General features: G+C 72.3%; 13 protein-coding genes. 6 read left to right on the top strand and 7 right to left on the bottom strand.

Going from position 1 to position 21178, the window contains the following annotated elements; genetic code table 11:
* Window positions 1-218: 218 nt before the first annotated feature.
* The 3 genes from IF30_RS0111950 to IF30_RS0111940 all read right to left on the bottom strand — a co-directional run bounded on the left by IF30_RS0111950 (window position 219) and on the right by IF30_RS0111940 (window position 5148).
* On the bottom strand, window positions 219-1367 hold the full coding sequence (locus IF30_RS0111950; RefSeq protein WP_030236048.1) for a nucleotide disphospho-sugar-binding domain-containing protein: 1149 nt from the start codon (window positions 1365-1367) through the stop codon (window positions 219-221).
* A gap of 31 nt (window positions 1368-1398) precedes the next feature.
* Window positions 1399-2754: an ATP-grasp domain-containing protein gene (locus IF30_RS0111945; RefSeq protein WP_030236046.1), complete on the bottom strand. Its 1356-nt coding sequence runs from the start codon at window positions 2752-2754 to the stop codon at window positions 1399-1401.
* Between the two features lie 246 nt (window positions 2755-3000).
* On the bottom strand, window positions 3001-5148 hold the full coding sequence (locus tag IF30_RS0111940) for a PEP/pyruvate-binding domain-containing protein (protein WP_030236043.1): 2148 nt from the start codon (window positions 5146-5148) through the stop codon (window positions 3001-3003).
* A gap of 485 nt (window positions 5149-5633) precedes the next feature.
* On the opposite strand from IF30_RS0111940, the gene IF30_RS0111935 reads away from it, so the two are divergent.
* The 3 genes from IF30_RS0111935 (at window position 5634) to IF30_RS0111925 (ending at window position 8630) form a co-directional block, all read left to right on the top strand.
* A complete protein-coding gene (locus IF30_RS0111935; RefSeq protein WP_037899773.1) occupies window positions 5634-6437 on the top strand; it encodes a glycerophosphodiester phosphodiesterase in 804 nt (267 codons plus the stop codon).
* 98 nt (window positions 6438-6535) lie between these two features.
* Window positions 6536-7849: an MFS transporter gene (locus tag IF30_RS0111930; RefSeq protein WP_051710021.1), complete on the top strand. Its 1314-nt coding sequence runs from the start codon at window positions 6536-6538 to the stop codon at window positions 7847-7849.
* Window positions 7850-8378: 529 nt separating this feature from the next.
* Window positions 8379-8630: a hypothetical protein gene (locus IF30_RS0111925; protein ID WP_030236035.1), complete on the top strand. Its 252-nt coding sequence runs from the start codon at window positions 8379-8381 to the stop codon at window positions 8628-8630.
* A 45-nt stretch (window positions 8631-8675) separates the two neighbouring features.
* Here the strand turns inward: IF30_RS0111925 and IF30_RS0111920 are convergent, their stop codons facing one another.
* The 4 genes from IF30_RS0111920 to IF30_RS0111905 all read right to left on the bottom strand — a co-directional run bounded on the left by IF30_RS0111920 (window position 8676) and on the right by IF30_RS0111905 (window position 17609).
* Window positions 8676-9371, bottom strand: coding sequence for a DUF7158 domain-containing protein (locus tag IF30_RS0111920; RefSeq protein ID WP_030236031.1), 696 nt, complete (start codon window positions 9369-9371; stop codon window positions 8676-8678).
* Window positions 9368-13648 (bottom strand): NEW3 domain-containing protein, encoded by a 4281-nt coding sequence (locus IF30_RS0111915; RefSeq protein ID WP_030236028.1) that lies wholly within the window; start codon window positions 13646-13648, stop codon window positions 9368-9370. Before IF30_RS0111915 ends, IF30_RS0111920 begins: the two co-directional genes overlap by 4 nt.
* Window positions 13649-13680: 32 nt before the next feature.
* Window positions 13681-16215: an endo-beta-N-acetylglucosaminidase gene (locus IF30_RS0111910; RefSeq protein ID WP_030236027.1), complete on the bottom strand. Its 2535-nt coding sequence runs from the start codon at window positions 16213-16215 to the stop codon at window positions 13681-13683.
* 266 nt (window positions 16216-16481) lie between these two features.
* On the bottom strand, window positions 16482-17609 hold the full coding sequence (locus IF30_RS0111905) for a LacI family DNA-binding transcriptional regulator (RefSeq protein ID WP_078891331.1): 1128 nt from the start codon (window positions 17607-17609) through the stop codon (window positions 16482-16484).
* Between the two features lie 328 nt (window positions 17610-17937).
* Between IF30_RS0111905 and IF30_RS0111900 the strand changes: the two genes are divergently transcribed.
* The 3 genes from IF30_RS0111900 to IF30_RS0111890 all read left to right on the top strand — a co-directional run bounded on the left by IF30_RS0111900 (window position 17938) and on the right by IF30_RS0111890 (window position 21161).
* Complete coding sequence (locus IF30_RS0111900) at window positions 17938-19227, top strand: ABC transporter substrate-binding protein (protein WP_030236022.1); 1290 nt, start codon at window positions 17938-17940, stop codon at window positions 19225-19227.
* A gap of 94 nt (window positions 19228-19321) precedes the next feature.
* Window positions 19322-20194 (top strand): carbohydrate ABC transporter permease, encoded by an 873-nt coding sequence (locus tag IF30_RS0111895; protein ID WP_030236019.1) that lies wholly within the window; start codon window positions 19322-19324, stop codon window positions 20192-20194.
* A gap of 4 nt (window positions 20195-20198) precedes the next feature.
* Window positions 20199-21161, top strand: a complete 963-nt coding sequence (locus IF30_RS0111890; RefSeq protein WP_107054381.1) for a carbohydrate ABC transporter permease — start codon at window positions 20199-20201, stop codon at window positions 21159-21161.
* Window positions 21162-21178: the final 17 nt, after the last annotated feature.

The raw sequence follows: 21178 nt of genomic DNA, 5'->3' as shown, positions 1-21178 counted from the left end.
AGACTCGGGCGGGCCACCTTCAGGGCGCGGACAGACCGCTGACACCACCTGCACGTCACCGGCGGGCCGCTGACAGAGCGCCGCCGGGCCGCCGGCCCGCTGCCCTTCTCGGCGACTCGGTCCCGGCTCGCCCGGCGGGCGGCGGGCGGCGGGCGGCGGGCGGCGGGCCCGAGGGAGGGGGGAGGTCGCCCCCGGCCCCCTGGGCCCGCCGTCCTGGCTCAGCCGCCTGATCCGGCGGGGCCGGTGAGGTCCATGAGCCGGGTCGCCAGCGCCGCCGGGCTGGGCATCGCCGCGATCTCGGCGCTGACCTCGCGGGCGGCGCGGGCGAGGTCGGTGTCGGTGAGCAGGCGGTCCAGCAGGGCGGGGCCGATGTCCTCGGCGCCCGCGCAGAGGCCGGCTCCTCGGTCGCGTACCGCGTGGGCGTTGACGAAGCGGTCGGAGCCGTCGGGGAGGGCGAGTTGCGGGATGCCCGCGTCCAGGGCGGCGAGGGCGGTGCCGCTGCCGCCGTGGTGGATCGCGGCCGCGCAGGTGTCGAGCAGCGCGCGCCACGGCACCCAGCCGTACGGGCGGACGTTCTCGGGCAGGGTGCCGAGGGTGCCGAGGTCGAGTTCGCCGGTCGCCAGGACGAACTCGGCGTCGAGGTCGGCGGCGGCCGCGATGACCCGCTCGATCCTGGTCAGGCCGTCGGTCTTGGGCGGTACGGTGCCGAGGGTGACCGCCACGCGGGGTCGGTGGGCGGGCGCGGCCAGGGACTCCGGGAGTTCGCCCTCGCCGTTGTAGGCGACGGGCCGCATGGTGCTGCCGTACCGCTGCGCCCCGGCCATGCTCGGCGGGGCGAGGTCGATGGTGTCGGCGGGCTCGGGCAGCGGGTCGACGCCGTGTCGGGTGATGGTGTCCGCCATCTCCGTGAGCATCAGTTCGCGCAGCTTCGGGGTGCGGACGAATCCGAGGTCGTGCTGGACGGCGGGCACGCCGAGGCCGGCGGCCGCGAGCAGGGCGACCGGGAACAGGTACTCGTACACCACCAGGTCCGGCCGCCACCCTGCGGCGAGGTCGACGGCCGCGTCGGCGACCATGGCGTTGACGTGGGCGGCCAGCGGGACGAAGGCCTCGCGGTCGGCGGCGTTGGTCTCGACGACCCGTCTCATCAGGTCGGGCCGCCTGGTGCGGCCGGCCTCCCGGATCTCCCGGCGCCAGTCCACTCCCGGGGCGAGCGGCAGGTAGGGCAGCCCGGACGCGGCGACCGCTTCGCCGCCGTCCATCGAGGCCACCGCGACCTCGTGGCCCAGTTCGCGCATCGCTCTGGCCAGCGGGACCAGCGGGAAGAGGTGGCCGACGCCGGGGGCGCCGGCGAAGAGTACACGCATCGAAGTACCTCGGTGGTCGACGGGGAGGGGGTCAGCCGGCGGCCCGGTGCAGGGCGGCTTCCAGGCCGTTCAGCACGGCGTTGCAGTCGCGCTTCAGGGTGTCGGCGTCGACGGCGCTCAGCAGGTAGACCCCGAGCCAGTTGCGCGAACCCGCGAAGGGGTCGAAGGAGGGCACCGGCTGCCCGGCGGGCATGGCGAAGGCGGGTACGGCTTCGATGGTGCTGCCCGGTGACAGCAGGCTCTGCCAGTCCACGGCCTGCGGGTTCCACACCGGCCTGGTCCGCCAGGGCCGTCCCGAGGCGTCGGCGGGCACGACGGCCACCGACGCGGCGGCCCGGTCCCCGTGGGTGAGCATGGCCTCCGGGTAGTCGACCCGCTCGCCCAGCAACTGCCGGACCAGCATGCCGATCGGGTCGATGCCGAACACCTCGTGGACCTGACGGGTCGTCAGCAGACCGCCGAACCGCGCCGCGGTCTCGATGACCACCAGCCCGCCGTCCTCCATCAGCTTGAGCTCGGTGTGGGTGCCGCAGTTCTCCAGGCCGAGCGCGTCGACGGCCTGCCGCGACACCTCCTCGATCCGGCGTTGCAGCGGCACCGCCATGACGGAGGGCGAGGTGCTGGCCACCTCGACGAAGGAGGGCACGGTCGGCAGCTTGGCGGTGATGGCCAGCGGGCGGTAGACACCGTCCGCGACGATGCCCTCGACGCTCACGTAGTCGCCGTAGCCGGGTTCCTGGTACCAGCCCTCGGTGGAGCCCTGGGCTATCTCCTCGACCAGCCGGTCCCGGTCGGTGTCCGCGGCGTAGAGCTCGTTCATGCCGACCCGGCTGCCGGCCCGGAGCCCGCGCTCGATCTCGGCCCACGCCGGGGCGGCGTCCGCGGGCGAGTCCAGCACGATCTGGGCGACCGAACCGGCGCCCCAGGCCGGCTTGAGCAGCAGCGGAGGCGTGAACTCGGCCAGCGCGGCGTCCAGGTCCGCGAGTCTGTCGACCCGGCGGAACCCGGGCACCGGCACCCCGGCGGCGGCCCACGCCTCGCGCATCAGCCGCTTGTCCCGCGCGCGGACGATGCCCTCACCGGCCCCGGCCAGACCGAGCCGGCGAGCGGCGTGCGCGACGGCCAGCACCGCGAACTCCGAGAGCGTGAGCACCGCGTCGGCCCCGATGGCCTTCGCGTGCTCCACGATCAGCTCGACCAGTTCTTCACCGCGCGGCGCCCCGGACACCAGCTCGATGCCGGCGCAGCTGGGCCGCCACGCGTCCTCCGCGGTCGTGGGCAGCGGAGCCAGCGCGAGCACGTGCAGCTCCCCGCACGCGGCGATCCGCGGAAAGGCGTACTCCAGCGGGGCTCCGCCCTTGACGTAGACGTACAGGATCTTGTTCAACGTGGGTTCTCCTGACGGGAGTTCATGGGACCGGCGGGCAGGCGGCAGGTGCCGCGGCCGCCCGCTGCGCAGGCGGCGGGCGTCGCAGGCGGCTGCGCTGCGCGTGGCCGGGATGGGGCGCCGCCGGGATCGGGGCGCCGGGAATCGGTGTGGCCGGTATCGGGCGTGGCCGGTATCGGGCGTGGCCGGATTGGCCGTGGCCGGTGCCGGGCGCGGCCGCGTCGTCCGGCGGCGGCGGGCTGCGGGTCAGCGGGCGGCGGCGCGGAAGGGGCGCAGTTGCAGCAGGCTGACCCGGTCGTCCTCGATGGCCCACTCGATGTCGACCGGGGCGGCGTAGCTCTCGTCGGGCGCGAAGTGGGCCTGCAGCAGTCGGCTGATCAGGGCCAGTCGGCCGACGAGGTCCTTGGTCGCCGCGTCCAGGTCGGCGGCGGCGGTGCCGAGCGAGAGCGTGCGGCTGCCGCCCTCCATGGTGTTGCACAGGTACTGGAGCGGGGCGCCCTCGCCGGAGACCACCTCGGTCACCGAGCGGGGCGAGATGTTGAGGTAGACGTTGCGGAAGTCCTGCGGGCTCAGCGGGTTGCAGGTGACCAGGACACCGCCGACGGCGGCGCCGACCTGCTCCTGGACGATCACGCCCATGCCGCAGTGGTCGAGGGGGATGCCCGCCTGCTGCCGCAGCAGGACGGCGCGGGGCGAGAGCAGCGAGGCCCAGACCTCCCGGACCGCGTCGAGGACGGCGTCGGTGCCGCTGATGTTCGCCACCGACTCGTAGAGTCCTGCGGCGGAGAATCCGGGCAGGTCCTCGGCGTTGGACGAACTGCGCACGACCACGACGGCCGCGCCGTACAGGTGCCGGTCGAGCGCCCGGTCGATCTCGGTGCGGATCGGGTCCGGCAGCGAGGTGGTGCGGATCAGCCGCTGGGCTTCGCGGCAGAGCTCGCCGATCCGCGTGGTCTCCGCAGGGCCCGGGGCCGTTGCGCTCGCCGAAGTCCCGTCCAGGAGGGCGGAGTCGAGCCGGCCGAGGGCGTCCCGGAGCTCCGGCGAGGAGTCGAGGAAGCGCTGTTGGAGGGAGAAGGGCAGGACGATGCCGCGCGGCACCTGGGCGTACTCCTTCACCAGGCGTTGTGCGGCGTCGGCCAGTTCGGCCTCGTCCGCGTCCTCCGGGAGGCCGAGTTGCCGGGCCAGGTAGCGCAGCAGGTTGTCCCGGGGCGGCCGGGGGACGCGGTAGAAGCCGAGCCAGCGCGGCGAGCCGTGCTGCAGCAGGTGGGTGAGTTCGCCGAGGTTGGCGGCCTTGGTGCCGAACCGGACGTGGTCGCCCGCGCGCAGGCCGGACAGGACGGTGATGGGGGTGGGCGTGAGGTCGGGCCGGTCCACGGCGACGCGTTCGGCGGGCGGTGTGGGCCCGGCGCCGTCGGTGTGCGGCTGCGCGGCTTCGAGGTGGAAGTCGGAGCCGTCGGCGTCGACCCGGTAGCGGACCCACCGCCCGGCCAGTCCCGCCCGGTCGATCCGGTCGAGGGCATCGGTGCCGACGGCGTTGGGGATCCGCCACCCGGTGGCCATCACGTTGATGTGCGAGAGCGGGGTGGTGTGCTCGGTGTGGATGATGCCCGACACCCGGGGGACGTCCTCGGGCACCCTGGGCATCACGACGATGTCGTGCCACTCCAGCGGCTCCGGGTCGGCCCGGTACTCGGCCTCCGAGCGGAACACCCGCAGCCGCCCGTGGGCCTGCCCGGGGTTCAACGGCACGAAGGAGGCCGTGGAGTAGAGCTCGTGGGAGAGGACGCGCGGCATCTCGCTCTCCGGGATCCCGGCCACGTACTCCTCCTGCCGGTGGTTGGCCGGCTTGAGGAGCAGGGGCAGCGACGGGTCGATGTGGTCGCGTACCCGGTGGTAGAAGAACCGCAGCATGTCCTGGGACATGGTGTCGACGTCGACGGTCTCCAAGGACAGGAAGGCCTCGTCCGTCTCGTCGTCGGCCGTCGCCGGTGCTGCCGTTGTTGCCGCTGCTGCTGTCGTTGCTGCTGTCGTTGCGGCTGTTGTTGCTGTTGCCGTTGCTACTTGGTCCGCCGGGCTGCGCCGGGTGTGCAGGGCAAGGGTGCCGAGATAGAAGCGGCGGCCGGGATTCCGGTACACGTCGTCATTGAACGAATCGAGCCCGCGGGCCAGTTCGTCGAGCGACATGCCGAGTATCTCGCACGCGATGTAGCGGACGTGGAGGGTGCCGTCGGAACTGTCGATGAAGTGGAGCACCGACTCGGCACGGTCGAGCACGATTTTCACGTAGGGGTAGCCGCCGACGCGGCCGGCAAGCCGGGAGAACTCCTGGATGGTGAGCTTTTCGCCGGCGAGGCGGGGCCGCGTGGTCGCTTCGTTGCGATCCGAACGGGTCATGCGCACAGTTCAGCCATTCGTCATCATGCACACGATCAGTGTGCAGCAGGTCAGAAGGTGGTACGGCTTCACCCACCCTGCCATCAAATCTGAACTTCTGACGAATAGTTACGCGACATCAGGCCACCGCGGGATGTTTCAGCCATGTGAACCGCGACACCGAAACATCGAGGGAGCTTCATGTTGTGGCAAAGGTCACAACAATGTTGACTCTAAACGATCAAAAAACGATCAAACATTATCGAAATGTTGATTCCTGCACGATCTCCCGCCGATTCACGCCACGGCGACCACAGCAGCCCCGGCGACCACGGCACCCACGGCCGCCGCGTCAGCCGCGTCCTGACCTGCATCGCTACCGACCGTTACTACTTGACAGGGTGCGTAATACTGTAACGCGCACGGTCCGGGGCGCCGTCGGAGCAGGCCGCGCCGCTCGGGCGCCCGGGCCCGGCAGGTCCTCCCCCAGCAGCTCGGAGCACGACATGCACCCCTTCCTCGACCATCCGGGGCCGCTGGCCTTCGCGCACCGGGGCGGCGACCTCGGACACCCGGAGAACTCGCTCGCGGCCTTCGAGGCCGCCGTCGCCCTCGGGTACCGCTACCTGGAGACGGACGTGCACGCCACCGCCGACGGCGTGCTGGTGGCCTTCCACGACTCCCGGCTCGACCGCGTCACCGACCGCGCCGGAGCGGTCGCGGAGCTGCCCTGGGCGACCGTCAGGCGGGCCCGCATCGGCGGCACCGAGCCCGTACCGCTGCTGGAGGACCTGCTCGGCGCGTTCCCCGACGCCCGGTTCAACATCGACGTCAAGGCGGCGCCGGCCATCGCGCCGCTGGTCGAGGCGGTCCGCCGCACCGGCGCCTGGGATCGGGTCTGCGTCGGCGGCTTCTCCGACAGCCGGCTCGCCGCCGTCCGCGCCGCCGCCGGCCCCCGGCTGGCCACCTCGCTCGGCCCGCGCGAGGTGGCCCGGCTGCGGCTGCGCTCACTGGCCGGGCCGCTCCTGCCGGGGCGCGGGGCGCCGTTCGCCGGGGTGTGCGCGCAGGTGCCGGAGCGGCACCGGGGCGTGCGGGTGGTCGACCGGGCCTTCGTCCGGGCCGCCCACCGCCTCGGCCTGCAGGTCCACGTCTGGACTGTGGACGATCCCACACGGATCAGGGCTCTCCTCGACCTCGGGGTGGATGGCATCATGGCCGATCGCATCGACGTCCTGCGGGACGTCCTCGGGGAGCGCGGTTGCTGGACGGACGGCAGCACCGGCTCCAGCACGGTGATAGGAGCCCCATGAGCACCGCGGCCCCCCTGCCGGACCACCTGCCGGACGACCGGCCCGGCGACCGCCCGGACGGTCCGGCGCCCGCGCCCGACGGCCCCGCCCTGCGCCGGATGCAGTTCGGCTGGTACATCAACGACTGGGCGAACGCCGCCTTCTCCGCCACCGTCCTGACGGTGTTCCTCGGGCCGTACCTGACCACCGTCGCCAAGAACGCGGCCGACGCGTCCGGCGACGTGCACCCGCTCGGCCTGTCGATCCGCGCCGGGTCGTTCTTCCCGTACACGGTCTCCTTCTCCGTCCTGATCTCCGTCGTGGTGATGCTGCTGACCGGCACCGTCGCCGACCGCACCGGGCGGCACAAGGAACTGATGTGCGGCTTCGCCTACCTCGGCGCGACCGCCACGATGGGGATGTTCTTCCTCGACGGCGACCGCTACCTGCTCGGCGGCGCCCTGCTGGTGGTCGCCAACCTCGCGTACGCGGTGTCGGTCGCGCTGTCCTACGCCTACCTGCCGGGCCTCGCCGCACCCGACGAACGCGACGCCGTCTCCTCCAAGGGCTGGGCGTACGGCTACGCGGGCGGCGGAGTACTGCTGATCGCCAACCTGGCGCTGTTCGAGGGGCACGACGCGCTCGGCCTCTCCTCCGGCACCGCCGTGCGGATCTGCCTGGCCTCGGCGGGCCTGTGGTGGGCCCTGTTCACGATCGTCCCGATGCTGCGACTGCCCTCCCGCGCCGGTGTGGCACCCCGGCGGGCCACGGCCACGGCCGGCGAGCCCTCCGCCGGCAGCCTGCGCGAACTCGGCCGCACCCTGAAGGGCATGCGCAAGCACCCGCTCACGCTGCTCTACCTCGCCGCCTTCCTCTGCTACAACGACGGCATCCAGACCGTCGTCTCCCAGGCCTCGCTCTACGGCAGCGAGGAACTCGGCATGGAGCAGACCTCGCTGGTCACCGCCGTGCTCATGGTCCAGGTCGTGGCGATCGGCGGCGCCCTGCTGCTCGGCCGGATCGCCCGGCGGTACGGCGCCAAGCGGACCATCCTCGGCTCCCTGCTCGGCTGGGTCGTCACCCTCGCCCTCGGCTACTTCATGCCCGCCCACCAGCCGCTCTGGTTCTACGCCCTGGCCTGCATGATCGGCCTGGTGCTCGGCGGCAGCCAGGCGCTCTCCCGCTCGCTGTTCTCCCACCTCATCCCGGCCGGCAAGGAGGCCGAGTACTTCAGCTTCTACAAGGTCAGCGACCGCGGCACCAGTTGGATGGGCCCGCTGGTCTTCGGCCTCGCGTTCCAGGTCACCGGCAGCTACCGCTCGGCGATCATCTCGCTGCTGGTGTTCTTCGTGATCGGCTTCGCGGTGCTCCTGAAGGTGCCCGTCCGCCGCGCCATCGAGGCGGTCGGCAACCCCGTCCCCGAGCGGCTCTGACGGGGCCGGGCAGCCGCGACGACAGCCGGTCGCCATGGTCGGGTGCCCGGGTCCGTCCGGTCACGCCAGGGCTCGCCGTCGGGCTGCCACCCGGTGCGGGCGAGGATGCCGTCGCCGTCGACCGCGAACAGGCCCAAGCCCTCGACTCCACCGCCGGTTGATCACCCTGTCCGGGGCGGGTACCGTCCCGCGGGGAAGGCCCCGCGGGACGGTACCCGCCCCGGGAAAGGACACTGATGCGAGTACGGATCACGGCAGGACCGCCCGGCGGCACGGGACCGCGACGCGCAGCCGCGGCGGCCGCGGGCGTGGTCGCCGCCGTCTCCCTGGCAGTCGGCTGCACGACGGCGGCCGCGGACCCCCGGGCGTACCCGGGTTCTCCGAAGGGGCAGACCCTCGCCTCGAAGGGGTCGCGAAGGCGTTCGGCCTTGACCTGCCCGCCTGCGACCTTCAGGGCGTCGGGTTCTCCGGGAGCTCGAAGTACCCGGAGCAGAGCCTGAACCTGAGCTTCCGCGCCCCGAAGGACTGCGTGGACCGGTACCTCTCCGCCCACTCGGTCGACGCGGCCCGCCCCGTGCACTGGACCCCTGGGCAGGGGAACAGGATCGGGTTCGACGACCCCGAGTCCAACCGCTTCGGCTGGTCCTTCGACAAGTCCGTCACGTACGACCTCTTCGTGGACTTCACGACCTCCAACGGGAGCCGCTTCAGCGTGGTGGCGGACCCGGGAGAGGCGGAGCGGACGGTGTACATGGAGTCCCGCTACGTGGGCGGCTCCTGACCGGGCACCCGAGGCCGGGGCGGGGTTCCCCGGTGGGCCGTCGTCTCAGTGGCGGTGGTGGTTGTCCGGTTGGGCGGGGTCGCCGGGGTGTTCGAGGCCTTGCACCAGGGTGAGGCGTCGGGCGCGCTCGTGGTCGAGCCAGCGGACGAAGGCGGCTCGGCGGGTGGCGGCGCGGAGGGCTGGGGCGGGGTCGGGGTCCGCTGGGGTCGTGGTGGTCGTGAGGAGGGCGGCCTTCCAGGGGCCTTCGGTGACCCACTCGCCGGGTGGTGCGGCGCGGAGGGCTTCGGCGAGCGCCGCCGGGAGGGTCGCGGGTTCGGCGTCCAGCTCGCCGTCGGGGAGGGCGAGGTGCCAGACGACCGCCGGTGGCCTGGCGGTCATGGTGCGGTGGTGGGCGAGGGCGGCGGGCGACGGGTCGATGCCGGCTGTCACGGATTCGTAGACGGCCCGCACGGCCGCGTTGCCTTCGTAGGCGGCGGCGGTGATGGAGCCGAGTTCGACGGCGGCCTGCTGGTCGAGACGGGCCGGGCCCGACCGGGGCACGGGCAGGTGCCGTTCGGCGGCCACCGCTTCGCACAGCGCCTCGGTCAGCAGCACCTGCGCGACCCACCGGGTCAGCTGTCGGTCCTCCGAACTGCCCGGCCGAGGCAGGGCGGTGGAGCGCGGGCCGTTGCGCAGGGCGGCGAGGCGGCGGTCCAGGGCCGTACGGGGGACGGGCTGTCCGTCGAGCAGGCCGAGCGTCATCCCTCCACCACCAGGGCGACGGTCGGGGTGTACTGGCAGCGGCCGAACCACATGACCTTGGCCAGGGCCCAGTAGGCGCCCGGGTCGGCGGTTTCGGGGGCGGCGACGGCGAACTCGGCCACCGAGGTCGCTCCGGCGGGGACGGTGAAGCCGCGCACGGGGTCGGGGATGGCCTCCCAGGTGCCCCATGGCGCGACCAGTTGCAGCTCGCCCCGGATCTCGCCGCGGGTGCGGTTGGTGAGGGTGACGCCGAGGGTTGCCCTGGCACCGGGGGCCAGGCGCAGGGTGTGGTGTGAGAGTTCGACCGTCAGGCCGGTGTCCCGGCCCGCCGTGGCCGTGGTGCCCTGGGCGGCCGTCCAGTCCTCGGGGGTGTCGCCGGGGGCGGGCAGGAGGTCGGGCAGGTCGCCGACGGCGATCGTCACCACGTCCTCGATCTGCTGGCCGTCGTGTTCGATCCGGACGGCGGCGAAGTGGAGCCCGGGTTCGGCGTCGGCCGGCGGGGTGAGGGCGACCGGGAACCGCAGGTGGCCGCCCGCGTCGAGCCGGTACGGGCGGCTGCCGGGGCTGGTGGCCCAGCCCTCGGGCGGGAGGACGACGGCCGTGCCCTCGACCGCCGCGTCCTGCAGTTGCGAGGAGAGGGCGACGGACAGCGTCACCGCCTCGCCCGTCGTCCGCAGCAGTCCGGGCGAGGCGCCGACCGATACCGGCAGGTAGCCGAGCGGTGCCGGGCCGCGGTTGTGCAGCCAGTAGCGGGCGTGGACGGGCTGGGCGGGTTCGGCGGCCGGGCCGAGGACCGGGCCGTCATCCGCGGCCGCCAGGGCCGGGGTGGCGAGCAGGGTGGCGATCTGCTGGCCCGCGAGGTCCAGGCCCGGGCCGGCGGGGTCGAGCGGGCGTTCGAGCAGGTCGGCGGGTCGTACGTCGCCCAGTCCGAGGGCGCCCCCGAGCGTGACGGCCCGCCCGAGGCCGGTCGACTCGACCAGGCGGATGGTGAGATCGCCGCCGGGCCGAGCCGCCGACCCCTGCGCGATCGGGTTCCCGGCCGGCTTGAGCGCGCCGAGCAGGACCTCGCGTTGCGGTTCGACGCGCAGCCAGGAGAGGGCGGCCGGGAGTGGGCCCTCGTGCGGGGCCGCGATCCGGGCGTACAGCGGGTGGTTGAACTCCTGGCCCTGGGCGGGTAGTGCCTGGTCCCGCCAGTCACCCGGGCCGGCCACCAGCGCGTAGTCGAACTCGTGTGTCCAGTGCTGGAGTTGGAAGGAGGCTCCGTCGGGCAGGGTGCGCCGGGGCGGGTCGATCCAGACGCCGGAGGGCCAGCCGGTGCAGGACCGCATGAGCGAGAGGTGCAGCGCGCCGGTGGTGTCGACGGCGAATCCGGGCAGACCGAAGCTGAGCAACGCCACGGTGTGATCGTCGAGTCGGTCCACCGGGTGCGCCTCGGCCCCGGGCGGGCAGACGGCGGTGATCCGGGCGTCGCCCAGGTCCTCGACCAGCGCCTCGACGTCGGACACGACCAGCGCGGGCAGCGCCCGCAGGTCGCGCAGGTCGGCGCCGGGCCGCCAGACCTCGGCGAGTGGGGTGAGCGCCGGCACCCACACCGCGCCGTGGGCCTTCAGGGCGGCGGCGTACCCGTCCCCCGCCCGGTCGATCAGTTCCCTGGCCGCGTCGTTGACCTCCGGGCCGCCGATCACGATGCGGAAGTCCGGCAGGTTGGAGTCCACGTCCAGCCAGCCGTAGCGCGCCCAGTCCGCGCCCGAGGTGGTGGCGGTGACACCGACCCGGGCGAGTGCGACCACCAGCGGCCGGGCGTCGGCGGCGTCGTCCAGCGTCGGGACGACGACTTCCGCCACTCCGAGGGCCCGCGTGCCGGTGACGGTGCCGCTCGGGTCGGTCAGTACGGCTCGCGCCGTGGCGCCGAGCCCGAACCAGGTGTTCGCGGGGTTGTCCAGCGTCCACGGCGCCTCCGCCGAGTCCACGTCGGGCATGGCGAAGCCGCGTCCGACGACCGCGCCGGCGACCTCGCTGACCGGCAGCCCGCCGGGGACGTCGACCGGGAAGCGCAGCCGCAGCAGTCGGTCGGCGCCGGAGTGGTCGACGACCCGGGTCCGGCAGTCCACCCGGTCGAGTCCGCGCCACAGTGTGACGGTCTGCTCGTAGCGGATCCCGTCGACCGTGCCGCCGACCACCAGCCGCTCGCCGAGCGGCCCGGTCTCCCGGCGGACCGACGCGGCGCCGTCCCCGGATCCGACCACCGGGCCGCTCGGCACCAGGTGCCAGGGGCCCTCGCCGAAGTCGGGGTGCTGCGGGTACTCCTCGTAGACGCGCAGTTCGTTGCCGATCCGGCCATTCTGGATCAGCTCCCGTCCGTGCCGGAGGTCCAGCACGGAGGTGAGCGCGCCGCCGCGCGCCGCGTCGGCGGTGACGCGGTACCGCTCGTTGGTGATGACCGCGCCCTCCGCCTCCGCCCACGGCCGCGACGCGACGCCCTCCACCAGCCGCCAGGTGCGCCAGCCGAGCGCGGGCACCCCTGCGGCGAGGAAGCGCAGCGTCCCCCGGTCGACGGCGCTGGGCACCGGCTCGCCGCGGTCGTCCAGCACCCTCACTGCCGTCGAACCGGAGGGGAGTTCGACGGCGACCAGGTCGGTCCGGTCGAAGGACAGGGTGTTGGTCACCACCACGGCGGCGCCTTCGCCCGTCGTGTCGATCCGGCCGGTGAGCGCGTCGAGCGCCGAGTCGCGGACGGCGGCGGCCAGGTCGTGGGCCTCCCGCCAGCCGCCGAGCAGGTCCAGGTACACCTGGTCCGATTCGGAGCCGGTGATCGCGTCGTGGTGTGCGCCGTAGGCGAGTTGGCGCCAGACCTTGTCCAGTGCCGCCTCGGGGTAGCGGCCGAGCCCGTGCACGGAGGCGAGCGTGGCGAGCTTCTCGGCGTCCACCGCCGCGACCTCGCCCGCCCGTTGCGCCTGCTTGGTGTCGATGTAGGAGACGTCCTTGCCGGTGTACACCGGGTTCATGTCGCGGGTCTGCGGGCTGGGCCGCCGTCCGGTGGCGGCGAGTTCGGCCCGGACGGCGTCGAGGAAGTCGCGCGGGGTGGCGCAGACGAAGCGCGGCCAGAGGTACTTGGCCGCCCATGAGCGGTGGATCCCGGTGACCCACTTGTTCGGCGGGGTGTAGTCCGTTCCGACCGGCAGCAGCAGGTTCCTGGTCGCCCCGACCGGCTTGAGCTTGCGGTACAGCTCGTAGACGGCCTGCTCGGCGGTGGCGAGGTCGGGCGAGGAGTCCATCCACCAGCCGGCCGAGTAGTGGTGCGGCATGTAGTGGGTGAGCACGCCCTGGCCGCCGGGGGCGATCCACTCGAACTCGCTGGGGAACTGCATCACCCGGGCGTCGTCCTTGGCCTCGCGGAAGTTCTTCTGGATCGGGCCCCACTGGTGGAAGGGGCCGCGCGCCCAGGCGCTGCCGGTGAGGCCGGCTGCGGCGAGGTGGCCGGGGAACTGCGGGTCGTGCCCGAACACGTCGAGCTGCCAGGCGGTTCGTGGGTCGCCGCCGAGGATGTCGCGCTGGTAGCCGATGCCGTAGACGAGGTTGCGGATGGTGGTCTCGGCGCCGGTCAGGTTGGTGTTCGGCTCGTTGTAGGTGCCGCCGACGAGTTCGACCTGTCCGCGCTCCAGCAGGAGCCGAAGGGTCTCGCGGCGTTCCGGGTGCTGGTCGAAGTACGGTTTCAGGTAGTCCACTTCGGCGAGGACGAACTTGTACACCGGGTCTCGCAGGGCGAGGTCCAGGTGGGCGTCGGCGAGCGCGAAGCCGTTGCGTTCCCAGAGCGGCCGGGTGGTGGCGTCGGCGGAGAGCAGTTCCCAGGGGGAGGTGTAGGCGGCCTGGGTGTTCCACCACACCGGGTCGTAGTGGAAGTGCGAGACCAGGAACATCGTCCAGCCCGGTTCGGCGGCCTCGACGACGGCCTCGACCTCCGAGGCCATCGCCGGAGCCACTTCCGGAGCCAGCGCCGGGGCTATCGCCGGAGCCCGTTCCGGAGCGGCCTCCGTCCCGCCGTCGCGTAGCTCCTCCGCCCTTACGATGACCGGGAGTTCGGCGCCGGGCGAGGCGCCGGTGATCTCCATCGGGACTTCGACCAGCCCCGTGCCGGTCGCCTCGCCGCGGACGCCCGGGCCGGTGACGGTGATCCGGGCGGCCGGGCCCTCGGTCGTCACCCGCAGTACTTGGCGGGGCGCGTCCTCGGGGCCGACGAACAGGTCGGTGCTCTCGACGGCGGTGATGGTGACCGGCACGGGGGTGGTTCCTTTCCGAAGGAGCGGCGGGACTACGCGCCCCAGGCCTCGAACTCGTAGATGCGGGCGGCCGGATCGGTGGTCTGGGTGGGCTTGGTGACCACCAGCCGCACGTAGCGGGCGGTCGTGTTCACCGGATGGGTGGTGGTGCCGGCGGTGTTGCCGGTGACGTCGGCGACGGTCGTCCAGGGATCACTCGTACTCGACCGGACCTGCACGGAGAAGTCACGGGTGTTGTACGAGGTGCTCTCGCCGCCCGCCGACGCGTGCTTGACCACGAACTCGGTCAGCCGCTTCGCCGAACCGAGGTCCACCTCCAGCGACTTGGCGGAGTTCAGGCTGCACCACTTGTCGCTGTTGCCGCCGCTCACGCTCCCGTTGACGGCCTTGGCCGGGCCCTCGTTGGCGTTGCACTGGCCGGAGGCGGTGGCGGGGCGGTCGAGCGCCAGGTTGGTGGAGCTCGGCGGTGTGCCGGTCCAGCCCACCGTGGTGGACGCGGCGGTCGAGCGCCCGTAGGTGGTGGACACCGCCTCGACGTCGAGGGTGGTCGCGCTCTCGCCGCCGGCCCGGTCGAGCCGCCCGACGAAGTAGGCGTCGTTCGGTGTGGCGCCGAGGAAGGTCCGGCTGCCGTCCACGTTGCGCCGGTACACCTCGTAGTGGTGCACGTTGCCGCCGGGCGCCGCCGTCCAGGACAGGCGCAGGGACTGGCTGGAGCCCGGTGTCACGTCGGCCGCGCCGAGCACGGTGAGGCCGCCGGGCGCCGCCGGAGTCTGTACCGACCCGTCGTAGACGGCGAGTTGGCCCACCCTGAGGTCGTAGGAGGGGTCGGAGCCGTCGACTCGGAGCGCGACCTGGGCGATGGTGCGGCCCGCGTAGGCGGAGAGGTCGAGGGTGTGGCGTTCCCACCCGGTCCCGGAGTCCGCGCCGACGTCGACCGTGGTGAAGCTGTTCGGCGCGTCGGTGAAGGCGACGGCGGCCTTGAGCTTGGTCGGCCCGGCGGCCGGGGTCTTGACCACGAGGTCCAGCTTGGTGGCCGCGCTGACCGGCAGCTTGGACTCGTACAGCCGGACGGTGTTGGCGGCGTCGAGGGTGCCGGTCAGGCGCAGCGACGAGCCGCCCTGGTAGGCGTCGCCGAAGTCGACGGACGGGGTGAGCTTGCTGCCGGTGGAGTCGACGACCCAGCGGTAGGTCGGCGGGACGTCCTGCAGCGAGAGGTTGTTCCAACCGCCGGTGGCGACCCGGGTACCGCCCGCGTTGTAGAAGTCGCCCTGGCCGGTGTCGAAGTTGGTGACGAAGGGCTTGGCGGTGATCGGTGAGGACTCGGCGACGTAGCTCGCCAGGCCGGGCCAGCTCGCCGAAAGGTCGGTCCGGGACGGGTCGTTGTTGCTGCCGACCCAGTAGCGGGAGTCCTTGGCGTAGAAGTCCGCGCGGTCGGTGGCCGACTTCCAGGTCCACTCCGGGCGGTAGAGGCCGAGCGAGGTGGTGTGCGGCTTGCCGGGCGGGAAGAGGGTGTTCCAGTCCACCGAGGAGTTGTAGCCGTTGGCCTCGGTGTCGATGCCGGAGTAGAGGTCGTACTCGCTGCGGCCCAGCCTGCGTGCCAGGGTCCGGGAGGAGTCGAGACCGCTCGCGGACCAGTCGAAGTTCAGGAACATCGAGTCCGAGATGCGCTTCGAACCGTCCTGCAGGAACGGCGAGTTGGCGGAGGTGAGGGCGTTCTGCCAGTTGACCGAACCGGAGGTGGTCATCGCGTCGTACCACATGAACTCGGTGCCGCTCTGCGCCTTGGTGTACTGCATGAGGTTGCGCACCTCGGTGGCGAGGGCCGAATCCCCGCCACCGGTCTCCTGGTTGATGAACCAGCCGTCGAAGCCGTAGTACTGGGCGGCCTGGGCGAGCTTGTCGGCGACGGGGTAGCGGCTGCCGGACTTCTGGACGAGGTCGCGCACCCACTGGATCTGGCCGCCGTACGCGCCGGGCGGGAAGAAGACGGTGCCGTAGACCTTGACGCCGTTGCGGTGGGCGGCGTCGATGACGGTCGGGTTGGGGGCGAGGATGAGGCCCTCCCCGGCCGAACCACCCCAGAACACCAGCTTGTCGACGTACTGCCAGTAGCCGAAGGCGTAGTAGTTGGGGTCCGCGGAGCCCTGCGAGGGGTTGTTGGAGGTGGGGCCGAAGGAGACCAGTGAGGCGATCTTCCCTTCGCCGGTGCGGGCGTTGGGGTTCGCCTTCAACGCCGGGTCGGCGGTGCGCGGCTGCAGCGGGACGCGGGAGCGGTTGAAGCGGGCGTCCGGGTCGGTGGTCGGATCCCAGTTGAGGATGGTGCTGGGGTACCAGTACGAGGCGAACGGCTGGGTGCCCGTACCGGCGGCGGTGCCCGTACCGGCGGCGGTGCCCGTACCGGCGGTGGCGCCCGTACCGGCGGAGGTACCCGGACCGGCGGAGGTACCCGGACCGGCGGGGGCGGCGGGGGCCCCGGTCGGTATCGGGTCGGCCCAGGCCGCCGGGGTGGCGGTCAGCGCGGCCGTCGCGAGGGCGGCGCCGAGCAGTAGGGGGAGGCGTCTTGACATGCGGTGACTCCGATCGAGCGGAGGAGGTGGGGGCAGGCCCGCCGTCGCGTACGGGGGCCCGGGTGCATGCGGGCGTGCCGGTGTCGGGACACGGCGCTGGAACACGGCGCCTGAGCAGAGGGGGTGCCGCCGCTGCGGAGGGTTCCTCGACGTGCGGGCGCAGCGGAGCCGGACGGAGTGCGGCCGGGTTCGGCGGGGTTCGGCAGGGTACGGCGAGGTGCGGCGGAGCGCGGGCGCCGAGCGGGCTCCCGCTCGGCGCTGCGAGGCTAAACCGGTTCAGAACCGCTGTCAACGACCCGCGCAGGAACCACTCCGCGGGGCGAATCCCCGACGGAGCCGGCGGCGAGAGCGGCGACGGAACCGGCGGCCGAGCCGGCGGGGCCGGGCGGCGAGGTGGACTCCCGTACGGTCAGCCGCGGCGTGGGCATCTGCAGGTCCCGCCCGGGCCCGGTCTCGTCCAGGGCCTCGAGCAGGCTGCGGGCGACCTGCTCGCCGAGCGCGAAGGTGTCCCGGCTGAGCGCGGTCAGCGGCGGGTGGACGATCCGGGCCAGCACCGAGTCGTCGAAGGAGACGATGGACAGCTCGCCCGGCACCGCGACGCCCATCTCCCCCGCCACTCCGAGCCCCGCGACCGCCATCACATCGCTGTCGTAGACGATTGCGGTGGGCCGCCCGGCCCGGGAGAGCAGCGTGCGGGTCGCGGCCGCGCCCTCGGCGTCGCTGAAGTCGGTGGGCACCGACACGGCCTCCTCCAGTCCGAGCCGGCGGGAGGCGTCGCGCAGCGCGCGGATCCGCCGCTGGGTGTGCTGGAAGTGCGGCAGCCCGGCCAGATGGGCGATCCGGCGGTGTCCGATCGCGGCCAGGTAGTCGACGATCGACAGCATCGCCTCCCGGTCGTCGGCCCAGATCCGCAGCTGGTTGCCGCCCTTGCCGGGGCCGCCCAGGACGACGGCGGGCAGCCCGAGTTCGTCCAGGACGGGCAGCCGCGGGTCCTTGACCTGCAGGTCGACGACGATGAAGCCGTCGACCCGGTGCTCGGAGGCCCAGCGGCGGTAGACCTCGATCTCCGCGGCGGTGTCCTCGACCACCATCAGGTGCAGCGCGACGGATCGGGCCGAGAGCACCGCCTGGAGGCCGGAGAGCAGTTGGCTGAAGAACGGCTCGACGCCGATGGTCCGGGCCGGGCGGGCGATCACCAGTCCGACGGCGTCGGCCCGGGCGCCGCCGAGGGCGCGCGCGGCGCTGTGCGGGCGCCAGTTCATCTCCTCGGCGACCCGCAGGATCCGGGCCCTGGTCGCCTCGCTCACCCCGGGCCTGCCGTTGAGCGCGAAGGACACCGCGCCCTTGGAGACACCGGCCTGGCGCGCGATGTCGGCGATCGTCGGTCTGCCCACAGAACCCGACTCCTCTCTTGACATCCAAGTTTAGGCGGGAGCATAGTCCCTGCCAGAACTAGACCGGTTTAGTAAGCCAGGTTCCGGAAACCCGCACAACCCCTGTCGGCACAACACCTGTCAGCAGCTGTCAGCAGCTGTCACCCGCCGGCGGTCCATCCGCCCGCAGCCCGCCCGCCGGCAGTACACCTGCCGGCAGTACACCCGTCGGCAGACCCACGAGAGCACCCCTCGGAACCTCCCTCGGAACCACCCCCGGGCACCACCCCCGCGACACACCCCGAGCTCGGCACGATCCCCCACCCACCCTCAGGACCGGGAGACCCTCATGCGAAGAATCTGGGCGGCACTGACGACGACGGCCTTCACCGCTGCCGCGCTCACCGGCTGCGGACTCGGCTCCGGCGACACCAAGAACAGCGACAGCGTGGCGAGCGCGGCCGCCACCGGCGAGGTCAAGGGCAAGGTGTCGCTGCAGACCTGGGCGCTGAAGCCGAAGTTCACCGACTACATGCAGGGCGTGATCGACGGCTTCAAGAAGAAGTACCCCGGAGTCGAGGTCGAGTGGCTCGACCAGCCCGGGGAGGGCTACTCCGACAAGGTGCTCAGCCAGGCCGCCGCCGGCGGTCTGCCCGACGTGGTCAACCTCCCGCCGGACTTCGCCTTCCCGCTGGCGAAGAAGGACGTCCTGCTGGACGTCTCCAAGGCCGACCCGAAGCTCTCCGACGAGTACGTGGCCGGCGGCGTGGAGGCCTACCGCTTCAACGGCTACCAGGGCACCTACGGCTACCCGTGGTACCTCAACACCGACGTCAACTACTGGAGTTCGGAACTCCTCAGCAAGAACGGGCTGGACCCGGCCAAGCCCCCCACCACCCTGGACGAACTGATCGCCCAGGCCCGGGTGATGAAGGAGAAGTCCGGCGGCCAGACCTATCTGATGAGCCGCAAGCCCGGTCTCGGCGACCTCTACAACATCGGCGTCAAGATCATGGCCGACGACGGCAAGTCCTTCACCTTCAACACTCCCGAGGCCGCCGCACTGCTCGACAAGTACCGCGACGCCTTCAAGGCGGGCCTGATGCCGAACGGAGTGCTGACCGACACCTACGCCGGCAACTCCAAGCTCTTCAGCTCGGGCACGGTCGCCTGGACCACCGGCGGCGGCAACTACATCACCAGCCTCGCCACCGACAACCCCACCCTCGCCCCGAAGGTCGTCGCCTCCCCCGCGATGGCCACCCCGCCGCTCTACGTCCAGGGACTGTCCATCCCGAAGAACACCAAGAACCCGGCCGCCGCGGTCGCCCTCGCCCGCTGGGTCACCAGCCCGGAGAACCAGGCCGCCTTCGCACACCTGACCAGCGTCTTCCCGTCCACCAAGGCCTCCGCCGGGGATCCGTTCTTCAGCCGGAGCGACGGCACCAACGCGGGCGACGCCAAGGTGATCGCCTTCACCTCCCTCGCGAAGGCCAAGCTGATCCAGCCGGTCGAGGTCGACGACGCGATGGCCACCGTCATCAAGCAGCAGTTCGCGCTGGCCATCAGCGGCGACGCGACCTCCAAGGAGGCCCTGGACTCCGCCGTCGAGCAGTGCAACAAGCTGCTCAAGGGCTGACGGCCACCGCCCACCGGCCGTACCGGCGATGCGGCGGGCCACCCCCGCCCGCCGCCCCGGGAATGACCCGCACCACCCCCAGGAAGGCAACGGCATGACCCACCGGCGTTGGTTCACCCCCTGGCTGCTCGCCGGGCCCGCGATAGTCTGGCTGGCCGTCTTCAACCTCTGGCCGGCCGTCAACACGGTGATCCTGTCCTTTACCAACGCCAAGCCCCTGGGCGGCGGGCAGTTCACCGGCCTGGAGAACTACGGGCGCCTGCTCGACGACGAACAGCTCGCCGACGCCCTGCTCAACAGCATCGTCTTCATGCTGGTCTGCCTGCCCCTGCTGACTTTCCTGCCCCTGCTGCTCGCCCTGCTCGTCCAGCGGAAGATCCCCGGCATCACCTTCTTCCGCACCGCCTTCTACACCCCCGTGATCGCGTCCGCCGTCGTGGTGGCACTGATCTGGGGCTGGGTGCTGGACGACCGCGGCCTGGTCAACGGCCTGCTCCGGCAGTCGGGGCTGGCCGACTCCCCGGTCTCCTTCCTCACCGACCGCTGGCTGCTGCTGTTCAGTGCGATCGCCCTGACCGTCTGGAAGGGCTTCGGCTACTACATGGTCATCTACCTGTCCGCCCTCGCCAACGTCCCCGGCGAACTCCACGAGGCGGCGGCCGTCGACGGCGCCGGCCCCCTGCGCCGTTTCTGGCACGTCACCCTGCCGGGGGTGCGGCCGACCATGATGCTGGTCTCCGTCCTCATCTCGGTCAGCGCGCTGCGCGTCTTCTCCGAGCTGTACGTCCTCTCCCACGGCCAGGGCGGCCCGGGCGGGCGGGACATGTCGGTGGTGATGCTGATCCAGATGTACAGCCGCGGCTTCAACGGCCACCTCGGCTACGCCTCCGCGCTCAGCCTGATGCTCTTCGTCATCACCCTCGGCCCGATGCTGCTGCTGATGCGCCTGAACCGGAAGGCGGCCTGAACCCATGACCTCCCCCCGTTCGACGACCGCGCAGGACTCCCGGCCCGACCACCGCGACCGGGCCTCCCGGGGCGTCCGAGGCTCCCAGGGCTCCCGAGGTTCCCAAAGGTCCCGAGGTTCCCAGGGCTCCCGAGGCTTCAACACCCCCTCCCCCGCCCGGACCGCCGTTCGCTACCTGCTCCTCCTGCTCGTCCTGCTCCTGGTCGTCGGCCCCTTCCTGTGGCAGCTCTCCACCTCCCTCAAGGGCCCCGGCGAGGACGTCTACACCAGCACGCCGAGCTTCATCCCCGACCAGCCCACCCTCGGCAACTACGCCAAGGTCGCCGACACCATCCCGGTCTGGACCTACGCGCTCAACTCGGTGATCGTCGCCGCCGTCTGCATCACCGGCAACGTGGTCGGCTGCGCCCTGGCCGGCTACGCGCTCGCCCGGCTGCGCTTCCGCGGCGCCAGGCTCGTCCTCGGCCTCTTCCTCGCCACGCTCGTCCTGCCCGGCGAGGTCACCATCGTCTCCCAGTACGTGCTGGTGCGCGGCCTCGGCCTGGCCGACACCCTGGCCGGAGTCGCGCTGCCGGGCTCGATCGCGATGCTCAACGTGCTGCTGATGCGCACCGCCTTCGCCGCCGTACCGGTCGAACTCGACCAGGCCGCGCTGGTGGACGGCGCCAACGTCTGGCAGCGGCTGTGGCACATCGGCCTGCCGAACGTGCGCGGCATGCTCAGCGTGATCGTGATCTTCACCTTCATCGGAGCCTGGGACGACTTCCTCTGGCCGCTGATCGTGCTCAACGACCCGCAGAAGTACACCCTCACCGTCGGGCTGCAGTACCTCAACGGCACCTTCTCCGCCAACCCCCGGCTGATCGCGGCCGGCACCATGATCGCCTTCCTGCCGATCGTCGTGGTGTTCGGCGTCTGCCAGCGCTTCTTCTTCAAGGGCGTCGAGGAGGGAGCCGTCAAGGGATAGCCCGCCGTCCGCACACC

The sequence above is a fragment of the Streptomyces sp. NRRL S-350 genome (genome assembly GCF_000719705.1).
Classification (GTDB): domain Bacteria; phylum Actinomycetota; class Actinomycetes; order Streptomycetales; family Streptomycetaceae; genus Kitasatospora.
This window is presented reverse-complemented; position numbering and strand designations above follow the sequence as displayed.

What these genes read in the sequence shown, in the direction of transcription:
- IF30_RS0111950 (WP_030236048.1), bottom strand. Translation starts at nt 1,367, where the DNA reads ATGCGTGTACTCTTCGCCGGCGCCCCCGGCGTCGGCCACCTCTTCCCG.
- IF30_RS0111940 (WP_030236043.1), bottom strand. Translation starts at nt 5,148, where the DNA reads ATGACCCGTTCGGATCGCAACGAAGCGACCACGCGGCCCCGCCTCGCC.
- IF30_RS0111935 (WP_037899773.1), top strand. Translation starts at nt 5,634, where the DNA reads ATGCACCCCTTCCTCGACCATCCGGGGCCGCTGGCCTTCGCGCACCGG.
- IF30_RS0111930 (WP_051710021.1), top strand. Translation starts at nt 6,536, where the DNA reads ATGCAGTTCGGCTGGTACATCAACGACTGGGCGAACGCCGCCTTCTCC.
- IF30_RS0111920 (WP_030236031.1), bottom strand. Translation starts at nt 9,371, where the DNA reads ATGACGCTCGGCCTGCTCGACGGACAGCCCGTCCCCCGTACGGCCCTG.
- IF30_RS0111910 (WP_030236027.1), bottom strand. Translation starts at nt 16,215, where the DNA reads ATGTCAAGACGCCTCCCCCTACTGCTCGGCGCCGCCCTCGCGACGGCC.
- IF30_RS0111900 (WP_030236022.1), top strand. Translation starts at nt 17,938, where the DNA reads ATGCGAAGAATCTGGGCGGCACTGACGACGACGGCCTTCACCGCTGCC.
- IF30_RS0111895 (WP_030236019.1), top strand. Translation starts at nt 19,322, where the DNA reads ATGACCCACCGGCGTTGGTTCACCCCCTGGCTGCTCGCCGGGCCCGCG.
- IF30_RS0111890 (WP_107054381.1), top strand. Translation starts at nt 20,199, where the DNA reads ATGACCTCCCCCCGTTCGACGACCGCGCAGGACTCCCGGCCCGACCAC.